This window comes from Loigolactobacillus jiayinensis, assembly GCF_003946445.1.
Taxonomy (GTDB): Bacteria; Bacillota; Bacilli; order Lactobacillales; family Lactobacillaceae; genus Loigolactobacillus; species Loigolactobacillus jiayinensis.
The window spans coordinates 38,832-52,997 of record NZ_RHOF01000028.1 but is presented as its reverse complement, the minus strand read 5'-3'; the positions used below and the strand labels follow the sequence as shown (position 1 = coordinate 52,997).

13 protein-coding genes and 1 tRNA gene are annotated in these 14,166 nt (G+C 41.8%); 7 read left to right on the top strand and 7 right to left on the bottom strand.

Annotated elements, in window-relative coordinates; translation table 11 throughout:
- Positions 1–351: 351 nt before the first annotated feature.
- From EKM80_RS08305 to EKM80_RS08290, 4 genes are all read right to left on the bottom strand, one after another.
- Positions 352–1,041, bottom strand: a complete 690-nt coding sequence (locus EKM80_RS08305; protein WP_125552652.1) for a zinc metallopeptidase — start codon at positions 1,039–1,041, stop codon at positions 352–354.
- Between the two features lie 78 nt (positions 1,042–1,119).
- Complete coding sequence (locus tag EKM80_RS08300) at positions 1,120–1,797, bottom strand: type 1 glutamine amidotransferase (RefSeq protein WP_125552651.1); 678 nt, start codon at positions 1,795–1,797, stop codon at positions 1,120–1,122.
- A gap of 81 nt (positions 1,798–1,878) precedes the next feature.
- Positions 1,879–2,172 (bottom strand): MazG-like family protein, encoded by a 294-nt coding sequence (locus EKM80_RS08295; protein WP_125552650.1) that lies wholly within the window; start codon positions 2,170–2,172, stop codon positions 1,879–1,881.
- 1 nt (position 2,173) lies between these two features.
- The gene (locus tag EKM80_RS08290) at positions 2,174–2,617 is read right to left on the bottom strand and encodes an Lrp/AsnC family transcriptional regulator (protein ID WP_125552649.1); all 444 of its coding nucleotides are present in this window, start codon (positions 2,615–2,617) and stop codon (positions 2,174–2,176) included.
- A 285-nt stretch (positions 2,618–2,902) separates the two neighbouring features.
- Here EKM80_RS08290 and EKM80_RS08285 point away from each other — a divergent pair.
- The 6 genes from EKM80_RS08285 (at position 2,903) to EKM80_RS08260 (ending at position 8,005) form a co-directional block, all read left to right on the top strand.
- A tRNA-Asn gene (locus EKM80_RS08285) sits at positions 2,903–2,975 on the top strand.
- A 90-nt stretch (positions 2,976–3,065) separates the two neighbouring features.
- Positions 3,066–3,254, top strand: coding sequence for a hypothetical protein (locus EKM80_RS08280; protein ID WP_125552648.1), 189 nt, complete (start codon positions 3,066–3,068; stop codon positions 3,252–3,254).
- 330 nt (positions 3,255–3,584) lie between these two features.
- Positions 3,585–4,538, top strand: coding sequence for an NAD(P)-dependent oxidoreductase (locus EKM80_RS08275; RefSeq protein WP_125552647.1), 954 nt, complete (start codon positions 3,585–3,587; stop codon positions 4,536–4,538).
- A gap of 58 nt (positions 4,539–4,596) precedes the next feature.
- Positions 4,597–5,073 (top strand): GNAT family N-acetyltransferase, encoded by a 477-nt coding sequence (locus EKM80_RS08270; protein ID WP_125552646.1) that lies wholly within the window; start codon positions 4,597–4,599, stop codon positions 5,071–5,073.
- Positions 5,074–5,337: 264 nt separating this feature from the next.
- A complete protein-coding gene (fba, locus tag EKM80_RS08265) occupies positions 5,338–6,219 on the top strand; it encodes a class II fructose-1,6-bisphosphate aldolase (protein WP_125552645.1) in 882 nt (293 codons plus the stop codon).
- A gap of 475 nt (positions 6,220–6,694) precedes the next feature.
- Positions 6,695–8,005, top strand: a complete 1,311-nt coding sequence (locus tag EKM80_RS08260) for a helix-turn-helix domain-containing protein (protein WP_125552644.1) — start codon at positions 6,695–6,697, stop codon at positions 8,003–8,005.
- Between the two features lie 137 nt (positions 8,006–8,142).
- Here the strand turns inward: EKM80_RS08260 and EKM80_RS08255 are convergent, their stop codons facing one another.
- The gene (locus EKM80_RS08255) at positions 8,143–9,093 is read right to left on the bottom strand and encodes a TerC/Alx family metal homeostasis membrane protein (RefSeq protein ID WP_125552643.1); all 951 of its coding nucleotides are present in this window, start codon (positions 9,091–9,093) and stop codon (positions 8,143–8,145) included.
- Between the two features lie 197 nt (positions 9,094–9,290).
- Between EKM80_RS08255 and EKM80_RS08250 the strand changes: the two genes are divergently transcribed.
- Positions 9,291–10,730, top strand: a complete 1,440-nt coding sequence (locus EKM80_RS08250; RefSeq protein WP_225418843.1) for a CPBP family intramembrane glutamic endopeptidase — start codon at positions 9,291–9,293, stop codon at positions 10,728–10,730.
- A 185-nt stretch (positions 10,731–10,915) separates the two neighbouring features.
- Here EKM80_RS08250 and EKM80_RS08245 read toward each other — a convergent pair whose 3' ends face one another.
- Positions 10,916–11,596, bottom strand: coding sequence for a fructose-6-phosphate aldolase (locus EKM80_RS08245; protein WP_125552642.1), 681 nt, complete (start codon positions 11,594–11,596; stop codon positions 10,916–10,918).
- Positions 11,597–11,614: 18 nt separating this feature from the next.
- Positions 11,615–14,044 (bottom strand): glycyl radical protein, encoded by a 2,430-nt coding sequence (locus EKM80_RS08240; RefSeq protein WP_125552641.1) that lies wholly within the window; start codon positions 14,042–14,044, stop codon positions 11,615–11,617.
- Positions 14,045–14,166: the final 122 nt, after the last annotated feature.

Here is a 14,166-nt window from a genome sequence, read left to right as displayed (position 1 = left end):
TTAAAGAAAAAGACGAGAGGCTTTTCTATTTACACATAAAATTTGACACTCTCTTCCAGAAATTTAAATAAAATTAACAATAATTTTTTAACTTAAATCGACTTTTTAGCGTAGTTGATTGTCACTCGGTCTAATCAAGTCAAAAATGTTGACTATTTTTGACTGAATCTCATTTTGCTTATTCAACTAATAATGAGTAATTTAATGCACGAAAACTAATTTTACTTTAACATTTTTAACGGTACAATAAATTTACTATCAAAGATAAAAGTTTGATGAACCTGAAAGGTGCGTACAAAAAAGGAAGCAACGCATTATTTTTATGCGTTGCTTCCTTTTTTGTATAGCTGATCAATCGCGATTATTATTTCCAAATAAGATGATCAAGCGGAGTAATTGTAAGAAGGTAGCTAATGCAGCTGCTACATAGGTTAATGCTGCAGCCGTTAGTACGCGGCGAACCATGGGTACTTCATCAGTCGCCAAGATACCGCCGGAAGCGAGAATTGTAATGGCACGGTGTGACGCATTAAATTCCACTGGCAAGGTAACTAGCTGAAAAAGTAAGGCTAATGAAAAGGCAGCAATCCCGATATTGATCAACGTATGATTCATGCCTAAGATCACACCTAAGATAATGATGGGGAAAGAAAGTGTTGATCCAATATTAGCTACGGGTACGATTGCTGTCCGCAAACGCATGGGGATGTAATTGCGCTTATCTTGTACCGCGTGCCCACATTCATGAGCAGCAACGCCAATTGCAGCAACCGAAGTTGATTGTGCTGTCGAGCTTGATAGGCTAAGGATTTTAGTCTGACCATTGTAATTATCGGTTAGCTCGCCGCTAATTTCTTGTACAGATACGTCGGTAATACCAGACTGTTGCAGAATATAGCGTGCCGCGTCAGTGCCGGTAACCCCGCTACGACTACGAACAGTATCGTAACGTTTAAAGGTACGATTGACGTAGCTGGAAGCAGCCATTGAAATCAATAGACCAATGATAACTAGGGTATAGGTAGGATCCCAAAAAAACATGCCGGTCACAACCTTTCAGAATGATAGTGAGTATATTATGTCAAAATTGTGCTGAAAAGTACTCGGTCGCAAGGCGGATTATGCTGGGTCAGCCGCTAAACGGGCGGTGTGGTTAGCAATAATTTGTTTAGCTAGCACCTTAGCTAAGTTGAGGTTTTTCAACAATGGGCCATGGGAATAGCTACCGATAGTACCTTTATAGCGCATGCCTTCCACACCATCTTCTGGGTTATTGCCATAACCAGTGACCATTTTACCTAATGGCTGCAACTTGTCTTTATCGTCAAAGTAAGTCCGACCACTGTGATTTTCGAACGCTTTGACTGTGCCCCATTCAGTTTCAAATTCAGTATCACCGATCATTCGGGCATCGGCTTTGAAAATTGTGTGTAGCGGTAAAATGCCCAAGCCTTTGATCGTCGTACCAGCGCTAGTTTCGTAGTAGTCACCTAATAATTGATAACCACCACAGATGGCCAGCATTGGTTTACCGGCTTCAATGTAGTCAGCAACAGTCTGCTTGTGGCGCAATAAATCCTTGGCAATCACCGTTTGCTCGAAATCTTGGCCACCACCAAAAAAGAGAAAGTCGTAATCTTGTGCGTCAAATTCAGGTGTGTCGATGCTCACATCGTCAACTTGAGTGGTGTAGCCTTGTTGCTTCAATAAATAGCTGAGGATCTTAACGTCACCACTATCGCCATAAGTGTTCATTAAGTCTTCGTAAAGATAGGCAATTTTAATTACATCAGTCATGGGAAAAATCCTTTCTATTACTAAACTACTCCTAATATTTCCTCAAAAAGCATAGCATAAGTTGCAGTGGTGAACAACGCTTTAAGCTTGTTTTGCTTGCCACTTGCTAAGTTTGTTTTGCAATAATGTAGTTAGTTCAGCATCACTGGTGCCAAGCTTTTCAAGGATAGCAAAGGTGACTAGCAACACATCAACATATTCTTCCTTTGTGTCAGCGACAGTCAACTTTTTGTAGCCGTCGCCAGAAACACCTTCCATCGATAATAGCGCTTCGGCCGCTTCACCGACTTCTTCGCTAAGTTTAAGCGCCTGTTGTTCTAACGTCTTCGGCTCTGCTTGTGCTAATTGTTTAATTGTTTGCTTTAAGTTATCCATCTTAATTTACCTGATCTTCAATCTGCATGCCCCGATCAGCAACTACGTTAGAGAAAACGATCTGCGTGGTTGTACGGCCAAATGCTTGTAAATGGTTGATGAAGTTATCCAGCTCTTCAGTAGAGCGGTAGATGACCTTCATGATCATCGAGTACTGGCCAGTAATACAATCGCATTCTAAAACATTCGGTGTGCCGCCGACAAACCGATAAAATTGAGGTTTTTGCGTTGGTTGCAAGTCAAGACTAACGTAAGCTTTTATTACATATCCTAGTGATTTATAGTCGACCTGGGCGCGGTAGCCTTGGAGTAAGGATTGTTCTAAGTGATTCAAACGCGTTGCTGCAGTGGGCGCAGAGATAAACGCTTGTTGGGCAAGATCTTTTAACGAAGTCCGGGCATTTTTTTGTAAAATATTCAATAATTTACGATCCGTTGCATCCATAAGGTACCCCTCCAATTTAAAATCGCAGTTTGCGATAAACAAAATTTCGTAGTATTTAGATTACTAAAAATAAAACAAGCTACGAAAAAAAGCATGAAAATAAGAACTTAGCCGCATTATACCATAAATTCGGCTGAGTGTGATATCTTATAACATGTAAGGAGCGACTGTGCAATGCACATTAAAGGGGTCGCTTAACTAACTTTGATCTAACGTTTTCTCATTTAATTATCATCAAAATCAAGTTTAATTTTAAGCTAGGCCAGCTATACTAGTTTTTGTTATTCCGGCTTAGCTCAGTTGGTAGAGCGTCTGACTGTTAATCAGAATGTCGTTGGTTCGAGTCCGACAGCCGGAGTTAGTGTTTAATGGTTGGATCAGCAGATTACTGCTGGTCCTTTTTTATTTTTAATAATAGTTGAAATAAAATTTTTAAAGGGGACTAGTCATGGTCACGTTATTTGTTAGTTTATTTTATTTGGCGTTAGTTTTAGTCGTCGCCTTGGTGATTTATCGAATTTATTTATTAGTGCGCCACGATCAAGAACGTGGGCCTCAGGTGAGTCGCTATGCCTTATACATGGCAGCAGCGGCAATGTTTTGTGCCATTGTCATCGGCGCAATGATTCGAAAATAACAAAAGCCACCGGCTGGGTGACCGGTGGCAAAAAGGAGTTGGGGTGAGTTTACGTTGGGAGGGCGTAAACTCTTTTTTCATACTTTGGAGGAGAATGAAAAAGTTAGGGTTATCTGGTTGTTGGGTATAGACCTACGCTGCGCTAAAGTGAATCAAATTTGATTGGCTAAAGCGCTTCGCTTATCTATGTTGTTTACTATAAAGCAGAATTATGAAGAATTTGTGACGGCTTTAGCATATAATTTTGAAGCTTGCATTAACAAACTTTAAACAGGCTGTCAGTAAGTAAGCGCGGTATACTTATACTAACATTTAAGTGAGGTGTTGAGGATGACAAAAATCTTAGCTTTAGTGAAGCAAAATGCAGCATTGGACCACTTACGCGCTGAATTACCAGCAGGAGTACAGCTGTTGACCACTGATCAAGCAACAACGGCTGACTTGGCACAGGTCGATATTATTTACGGTTGGGATGCGGTGGGCCAGCAGCTAGTAGCTCAAGCTGATAATCAGGTCAAGTGGGTCCAGACAATTTCGGCAGGCGTTGATTCGTTGCCGTTAGCACAGTTGCAACAACAGCATGTTTTACTGTCGAACACTAGTGGTATTCATGCAGAAGGTATTGCTGAATCGGTATTGGGCATGTTATTGATGCACGTGCGGGGCCTACAAGTAGCTGCAGTGCAACAGACGAAGGCGCAATGGCATAAGCCAGAGCATCAGCAATTAACTCGATTGCAAGGTAAAAAAATGTTGATCTATGGGACCGGCCATGTTGGTCAGCGAATTGCTGAACTAGCCACAGCGGTGGGCATGCAAACTAGTGGTGTCAATCGTAGTGGTCATTCGGCGGCCAACTTTATGCACACTTACGCCATGGCTGAAGCGCAAACGGTGGCAGCTGAAGCGGATGTGATCGTTAATATCATGCCGCTAACAGCAGCTACCAAGCACTTTTTCAACGCTGACTTTTTTAATCAATTACAGCGGCAGCCGATTTTTGTTAACGTTGGTCGTGGGCCATCGGTTGATACTACAGCGTTACTAGCAGCACTACAACAGCGCCAAGTTGGGTTTGCGGCGCTAGATGTATTCGAAAAGGAACCACTACCAGCCGACCATCCGCTATGGCAACAAGATAATGTGTTGTTGATGCCACATCTTGCTGGTATTTTTGATGGTTATATGCGCGCAGCAAATCAAATTTTCCTAACTAATTTGCAACAATTTTTGACTAATGGTGAGTTAAAGCAAAATCAGGTCAATCTTAGTCAAGGCTATTGACGTTAACGTTAGTTTTGCGTAAGTTTATAGTAACTTAATTGAGAAAAGGTCTGATTAAATGCAACTTCGTAAAATTACGCCAGCGGATAATTTGCAGGTCAAAGCCATTATTCAGCAAGCGTTAGCCGCGTACCATTTGAATTTACCGGGTACAGCTTACTTTGATCCGCAGCTAGATCATTTAGCTGAATATTACGCCCAATTGCCGAACAGTGAGTATTGGGTATTAGTCACTGCAACTGGCAAAATTGCAGGCGGTGCTGGCATTGGTATGTTCAATGCGGACAAGAAGATTGCCGAATTGCAAAAATTGTACATTGCACCAGAATTTCGGGGGCAAGGCTTGGCCCATCAGCTAATGCGGCAAACTTTAGACTTTGCGCAACAATATTATACGCAACTATATTTGGAAACTTTTAGTATATTAGAGCCAGCTAATCAGTTATATCATAAATATAACTTTCAACGACTGGCGGCGCCATTAGTTGGTAGTGAACATAGTGCGTGTGATGTATGGTATTTGCGTCAATTATAATAAAGCGCTGCCAATTTAATTCTGAAAGTTGAAGCGATTTTTCAGAAAAAACAGTCACATTATTTCTGGATATGTGGTAGAATAAAACAGTAAATGTACAAGCCGATTAAACCTTATTTAAATGCCAGTTTCTTCTTTTTGCTTGCTTGTATTTGCTAAATTATTTACGGTATCGTTAATTTGGTAAACTAGTCATGCATTGAGCTGGGCGATATTTAAATCACGCTTTAATCCTTGTAATACAATTTAGGAGGACTAATATTTATGTCATTAGTACATGGTACTGAACTGTTTGCTGCTGCTCGTAAGGGTCATTATGCTATCGGTGCATTTAACACAAACAACTTGGAATGGACACGCGCTATCTTAGGTGCTGCTCAAGAATTAAACGTTCCTGTATTGATCCAAACTTCAATGGGCGCTGCAAAGTACATGGGTGGTTATGAACTTTGCCAACAATTAGTTGAAGCAACGATCAAGAGCATGAACATCACAGTTCCTGTTGTAATGCATTTAGACCATGGTAACTACGAAGCTGCTAAAGCTGCAATTGCTGCTGGCTACAACTCCGTTATGTTTGATGGTCATGATTTACCATTTGCTGAAAACTTAGAAAAGACTAAGGAAATCGTTGCCTTGGCTCATCCTAAAGGCATTTCCGTTGAAGCTGAAGTTGGTTCTATTGGTGGCGAAGAAGATGGCGTTGTCGGCGAAGGCGAATTAGCTGACGTTGAAGAAGCTAAGCAATTAGCTGCAACTGGCATTGACTTCTTAGCTGCTGGTATTGGTAATATTCATGGCCAATACCCAGCTAACTGGACTGGCTTACATTTCGATCGTTTACAAGAATTGGCTGACGTTATCAAACAACCACTTGTATTACACGGTGGCTCAGGCATTCCTCAAGACCAAGTTGAAAAAGCTATCTCAATGGGTGTCGCTAAATTGAACATCAATACTGAATGCCAATTAGCCTTTGCTAAAGCTACTCGTGAATATATCGAAGCTGGCAAGGACCAAGAAGGTAAAGGCTTTGACCCTCGTAAGTTATTAGCACCAGGGACAAAAGCTATTGAAGATACAGTTAAAGAAATCGTTGGCTGGATGGGTACAAAACCAGTTAAATTGGTTCCAGAAGAAATCTAATTTAACATTTGGCTAATGCTTTAAGGGAAAGACCACTAACATTTGAATGTTGGTGGTCTTTTTTTGGCTCTTTGTTAAATCTGGTGTTAAATGGCAGATTTGAAATGAAATTCAAGTAAATAATGGAAAGTGCGTGCGTTTACAGTCATTCTCCGTTATAATGAGTGAAAATAAATCAATAAAAATAATAACACTTAATAGAATGTGATTCTAAAATTTAACTTATAGATACGCTAGTTGGCCCTAATAGCTACACAATAATACGAATCTATGTTCAAAGTAGATTGATCTGGTTAGCCGGTATAGATGTAGGAACGCTTTTTAGCGCATGTTTGGGTGATGGGGTCCTGTTTTGGACGGGTTTAATTTTTTCAATTTAAAGGCGGATAAGTTTAAATCACTTATTTACTATAATACTTACAAAAATTTACAGGAACTTATCGGCCACTTATTAGGTAAAAAGGGGATAGTTTAAATGATCGCTGATTTATTTTTACGGCGGATCGAACAACAATATATTCAGCTGTATGAGGTGTTGTATCGGACGCCGATGCATAATTTGAGTTTGGCTGCGCAGACACTACAATGGCCATATCAACAGACTTACTACGTTTATAATCATTTGGAACAAGTGATTACTATCGAAGAACAAGCACTGGCGACACCAACACAGGTCACTTGTCAGTTAATTGAGCAATCGATCGGTTTTCGCACGTTAGCTAATTCTTTATTAGTCCATTCAAATTTGACAGATTTATTGAAGGCTCTGGATTGCAGTGTAACAACGCTGAAACGGCGATTGAGCTATTTAAAGACTTACCTGAAGCAGGCTAAGCTCAAGTATTCAGTTAATAGCAATCGATTAGTAGGTGATGAACGGCAAATCCGCTTGTTTTACTGGTATATATATAATTTTGTTAATCAGCAAGTACCACTGCCTGGAAAAACAGAAAATCTAGTTGAGCTCATTGACCAGCAACTATTCAGCGGTAAGCACGATCAAATGCATACTTTGAAATTAACTAATTTATTAGCAATTTCATTTCGCCGGTTGTCGGAACAGCATTGGCTTAAAACGGACTATACGGATCCAACAATTCCGGAATCGTTGGTAACAACTTGCGCAGTCCAACTGCATGTGCCAACGACAGTTATTTTGCAGGAGTTAAGCTGGATCAAATATATTTTGGCTGCCTCGCCTTACGTAGTCGTTAATGAAGCCATGTTAAATATGGCAGATGTTCAGTTAGCAGCTAAACTGGGGACACTTTTGCAAAATAAAGCCAATCGGCACCACGAATTTTATCTAGCATCACTAATTGCTTATTCGCGTCATGAAGAATTGCCGATTATGAGCGATAATGATCATGTACCGCTAGAATCAGGCTATTTGGCGCAGATCCAAGGCTTAGTGGAGCAAGCGCAAACCGCTGATTACGCAATGACAAAACCTGAAATTGTCACGTTGATCATGCAAAATATTGTTCCTAGTTTAACCGTTATGGTGCCCAAAATTAAATTATCACTTTATTTGACTGACCAACTACCGCGTGAACAAGTTGATTGGATCATGACAGCATTAAATAATATTTTAAGCGAAACAGTGGCTTTAAGTGCTGACTTGCAATCGGCTGATTTGTTAATTTTAACAGAACCGCCGGTAGAACCAATCGCAGCAACACAACAAGTTTACTATTGGTCACTAGGACAATCGCAGAATCTAAACGTTATGAATTTATTGACGTTGTTGAATAAACGATTACTAGGGTTAAAAATATGTAAATAGGTATGAATGAAAAAGACTGGTTCTTTGAGGACAAGTCTTTTTGTTTGCCGGCTAACCCCAGGCCTAGGTGATTTAGAGCAAATTAGGTAAGTGCGAAAAAAAGCCCACGTAAGTTTTAATTTACGTGGGCTACATTGTTATAGTCGTTTACGCTGCATTGCGCGATCGGCAATAATTGAAGCGACGATTGAAAGACTGATCAAGCCAATGATGACGATCAATGACGCAATATTAGAGATATGCCAATCAAAGTGGAGGTAATGTGCTGCTTCGTTTAGCACCATTTTGAAACCAATGAAGGCCAAGATAGCAGCTAATGCGTATTTGATGTAGCGGAACAATGGTAGAATACCGCTGACCGCGAAGTACAAGGAGCGCAAGCCCATAATGGCGAAGATATTCGAGGTCACCACGATGAAGCTATTTTGCGAAACCGATAAAACGGCGGGGATGGAGTCGACTGCGAACAGCAGATCTGATGCTTCAATGAATAGGAGCGCAATCAGAAACTGAGTCGCAAAACGTTTGCCGTTAACTTTGACGAAAAATTTGGCCACGGGTGCGTCTTCCTTAAACGGAAACAAACGCCGTAAACTTTTGATGATAATATTTTGATTTAAGTCGCCAGATTCTTCCTTTTCAAACAACATTTTGCCGCCGGTGAAGACTAGGAATAAGCCGAAGACGATCATTAACCATTTGAATTTTTCTAACAAGACGACACCGGCAAAAATGAAGAGCACACGCATCACTAATGCACCGAAAACGCCCCAGAACAGTAGTCGGTGCTGGTATTTAGCGTCGATTTTGAAGAAGTTAAATACGAGAATGAAAATAAAAATATTATCAATGCTCAATGATTTTTCCAGTAGATAGGCAGTGACGAAGTCCAATGCGTGCTGACCGCCAGCCAGTGCCCAAATACCGCCAGCAAAAATGAAGGCCAAGCCGATCCAAAAGCCACTCCAAAGCAGCGATGATTTGATCGTCGGCGTCTCGTTATTACGATGAAACACGCCAAGATCCAGTGCCAGCATCACCACAATAAAAACGAAAAAGCCGATCCAGTACCCAATACTTACTTCCAACTAGATTCCTCCTGTTTGTTAGGTGCATTTATCAGTTTTTGTCCGTAAGCTGATTATACTAGATAAGGGCGTTAACTAGTATTACTGCTGTGTAAAGGTTGTGTAAAATTTGTTGAGTGGTCTGTAGTTACTCAGAGTTGGCATCTAAAATAAGGTCTGCTATAGTCAGAGTAAACGTTTTAGTGGAGGTGAGGTAAATGCGCCGAAATTTACCGATTTTTATTGGTGGTATGGCTTTTATAACCTTGTTTATTCAGCTAATTGTTGGTGTACTCACAAACTGGGCCTTTAATTTTTTAACGTTTGCAGTGGCACCAGTACAGCAATTTGTGACTGCCAGCCTTGTATTGCTGATTTGGCTAGTGCTAAATCATGTTTATTTTCAGCAACGCATCAGCTGGCGCTTTGATTTTCGGCACTGGTATTTAGTGCTGCCAGTAGCGGTGGTGGTCATTGGCGATATCATATTGCAGCCACACAATCAGTTAACGCTGGGCACGATTTTATGGGCATTAGCGCTCGGACTAGTTGTTGCGCTGACGGCGGCATATATTTTTTGCGGGCTAGTGGTTAATTTTGCGCGCGACCAGTTTCGTTTAAGTCCTAGCATCACAGCGATGATCAGTGGCTTCATTTTTGCAGTGGGTCTATCTGTTAGCAATCGTGGGGCCAACTTGTTGAATACTAGTGCGCAACTGCTGGCGGCATTTGGTGTTGGTTTCTTCTTTGCGGCAGTGTATCTGCTGACCAAAAACTTATGGTGGCCACTTATTGGTCAGACGATCATAGTTAGTTTTAGCAAAATTACTTTTGGACTAGCAAGCAATGTAATTGGCGTTGGCTTGATTACTAGCGTTATTTATGCGGTGGTATTCACGTTGTTAGGTGTGTCCTTATTGAATAAAAGTGCGCTACAACAGCGAGTGCGCCGTGAACGGCAACCGACCTTCACCAAGCGTGTTGAACGGCAACCCATTGCCTTAGTCAAAACAGTGATTGCTTGCTTGATCGTCCCAGTGGAATTAGCACTTGCACCACAGGTCATAAAGCTGGCGCAGCACCAATTAGGTCGCGCCATTCTAATGGATTTGGTTTTCTTCATTGGTTTTTGTGTCGCTGTTTGGTTATTTCGTGATGTGTTGAAAAGCGATTGGCAACGATTTAAGCAGCACTGGTTTATCCACAGTCTGTGGGCAATTGGTGGGGTATTCGTATCATACGCAATTTTAGCGGCGGTACGCTGGGTGCTCAAACCATTAGCGGTAGGGACAACGCCAGATCTGCTCAGCGTGCAAACCGCTACCGTTGGCCTGATTGCTAGTTTGACAGTATTAATGGCGCCATTCACCGAAGAAATTATTTTCCGGCATGTTCTATTCTATCAATGGCGCCGGCGTGGTATTTTAACCTGGCTGATGTTCATTTTGTCAGCAGTACTATTTGGTTTGGCGCATTGGAATAACTTTGACGGGAATGTTCTAGCCATGGTACCTTACATGGCGGTGGGTGCATGGTACGCGCTGATCTATTATTGGTCGCGTGATATTTGGCAAAATATACTGACGCATTTTCTGTTTGATATTATTCAGTTTCTGGGCGCGCTACTCGTACTAGTAGTTGCGTTGCTACAGGGCTAGGCTGTGGACAATTGAAAAATAAAAGTTATCCACCTGTTAATAGTGCTGCTTTAACTGGGCTAAGACCTGAGTTAAGCACTGATTAATGTTAATAAGTCAGTTTTTAGGTGGAAAACTCAGTTAGATCATGCAAAAGGGACCGAGTTACACACAGATAATGTGCGTAACTCGGTCCCTTTTAGTAGTTATAGATCACTAATTGTTTGATGCACGCCATAAAGGCTTTCCCAATCGCTAGTGAAATCTGCGACCGCTTGGCCTATTGCTGGCATTGTCAGTGCGGCCTGAATAATATCAACACCCATAGTAGCTGCTTGAGCACCATTTTCAAAGGCGGTATTGACCTGACCGACATTGTGAAAACTGGCGGCTAGAATTTTAGTGGTTGCATGAGAATGTTGAATTGCTTGGGCAAAGCCAGCTACGGTTGCTGCAGCATCAAGATTCATATTTTCCATGCGGTTATAGTAGGGTGCGATATAGTCTGCGCCAGCCGCGATAGCCAGATAACCTTGAAATTTGGTGTAGATAGCGGTAGCAGTGACGTGATGGCCTTCTTTTTTCAATTGTTTGATTACTTCTAGGCCGATTTCAGTGGTTGGAACCTTAATGTAAACGGCATCGTCAATGTTCTGCAAAATAGTGTGGGCATCAGCGAGCATCGCGGGAACGGTTTGGCCAACAACTTGGACGTGCAGGGAAGCATCAGGGCCAATTAATTGGCGAATTTGCCGCATATGTGGGAAAAAATCGATTTTGCCTTCTTTTTTAACGATTGTTGGGTTAGAAGTGACGCCGGCTAAAGGTAAAATAGCGGCATATTTTTCAATATCAGCTAAATGAATCGTATCAAGTAGAAATTCCATAATGACAGCTTCTTTCGTTTAAAGTGATTGTTCGGTGCGGGCAATAATATCATCTTGAGTCTCTTTAGATAGGCCAACGAAGAAAGCAGAGTAGCCGGCGACGCGAACAATCAAGTCACGATAATCAGCGGGCTGTTTCTGTGCGGCAATCAAAGTGTCACGGGAGACAATGTTATATTGCACATGGTAGCCATGTAGTCGGTTAAAGAAGGTCCGCAGCAAGGCGATTAATTTCATGCAGCTTTCATCACTACGTAGGATCTGTGGTGACATTTTCTGATTAAGCAAGACGCCACCGGTAATGTCGCCAGTCGCCAATTTAGAAACGGATTTGAAGACAGCAGTTGGTCCAGCAATATCCATTGCGTGTTCCGGCGAACAACCTTCGGCTAAAGGGGTCCGTGCGTGGCGACCATCAGGTGTGGCTAGAGTGCTATGGCCTTGACCGACATTAGCTGAAATCGATGAAGTACCGGCGTATCGCAGGCCACCAATTGGACCGCGGCCATACCGCGTGTTTTTGTATTTAGCGATTTCGTCAATATAAGGCTGATAAGCGTCAACAATTAAGTCATCAACTGCATCATTATCATTGCCGTATTTAGGGGCATCATTCAGCAACATTTGTTGGATCCGTTGACCATCCGCATTGGCAAAATCAGTTTCCAGCGCGTGCCATAATTCGGTAGGGGTGATTTTTTGTTGCTCAAAAACTAATTGTTTAATTGCGGCCAACGAATCGGCTAAGTTGGCAATACCAACTTGTAACCCGCTGATAAAGTCATAGATCGCGCCGCCTTCTTTAATCGTTTTACCGCGACCGATACAATCGTCGGTCAACATGGAACAAAGAATATCAGGGTAACCTTGTTCTAAGGCAAGATCACAACTATTTTCAATGATTACACTTTGGCGCGTGATTTCACGTAAAGATTTATCCCAAGCGGCGGTGAGTTCAGCGTAATGGTGCATATCAGTAAATTTGCCGTACCCAGGTAAAACTCGCTTGCCGGATTCAGGATCAACACCATCGTTCATAACGATTAGCAACGTCCGCGGAAAATTAATGAAACTCATCCCAGTACAACGATAGCCCCATTTGCCTGGTACGGCGGTTTCAACACAGCCAATGGCACTATAATTGTAGGCATCAGCTTTTTTGACACCACGACGGATAAACGAGGGGATGATGATCTCATCATTGTTGAATGCGGGCATACCCAAACCTTGCTTGATAACCTCAACACATTCACGCATAAACTTATCGCTTAAGCCTTTATGGTAACGCACGGTTAAATTAGGTTGCGGTAAATGCGCTTGCGCAATCGCCCGTAAAATCAGATAAGATAACGGATTAACTGCGTCGTGACCGTCTGGTGTTTGGCCGCCGATCGTGATGTTTTGATATAGTGGGCTACCTGCCGAGAATTCAGTGTGTGCCCAAGAGCGAATCTTGTTGATAGTCAATGTTTTTAAACAGAGGTTAGTCAACAGTTCAGTAGCTTGCTCATCTGTTATAATACCGCTTTCAATATCATGCTGATAAAATGGATAAAGGTACTGATCGAGGCGACCGTAGGAAACTGAGTGACCGTTGGATTCAATTTGTAAGACTAAATGAACTAGCCAAACGGATTGAATGGCTTCATAAAAAGTAGTCGCTGGCGTGTAAGGCACTTTTTCTAAAATCTGCGCTAGCTGTAAACGCTCAGCACGTTTTGCCGGATCAGTGGCTTGTTCAGCTTGTTGTCGCGCTAGATCAGCGTAGCGTTGAGCAAAATCCTTAACGGCAGTGATAACTTTTAAGCTTGCTTGATAAAAGTAAAACTTCTTTTGGTCATTAATATCAGTTAATTCAAGCTTAGCCATAGCAGTTTGTACGCGTTGTTCGTACCATTTTAAGCCTTTGTTGATCACATTTTTGTAGTCAACGGCGATATGACCATCGCCGGAGGTAATATTACCATCAGCGCCGATAATACCTAAGTCATAGAATAAGCGACTTTCAGGTGGAAAAGCTGCATAGCCACGATCCTCCAACGTATTATTTTTCCAAAATGGGGCAATTTCGCGTAATTCTTGTTTCGTTTCTTCAGTAATGTAGAAAACATCGCCAGGTCGTTTTTCAAATTGATCCAGCTCATCGACGACCCAATTCATTGAATACTCAGGATAAATTGGTGCCCAACGATTTTGCCGTGCTTGGTTACCAGCTAATAGCGAATCTGGTTCGATGTAAAGCGACATGTGCTCTAAAATATTGACCAAGGTTTCAGCGCGTAACACATCAACCTGTTCGTGTTGATGTGCTTGGTAAGCTTGGGTTGTTAAAATGGCGCGTTCAGCATCAACGTAAGGTTTGGCTTCAAGGATGGTCTCTCGATAGCGTGTCATCCGTGGACTCAATGTTCCAAAATGGTTTTTAACGGTTTTTTCAACAACTTGCATTTTAGCTCCTCCTATCGAACGAAACTTTTTATTATTTCTTACGAATGTATAATAACACGTAAATAACTAAAACACAAAATAAAAAGCAATGACTGACCCCTAATTTAATCTAGGTCTTAGTC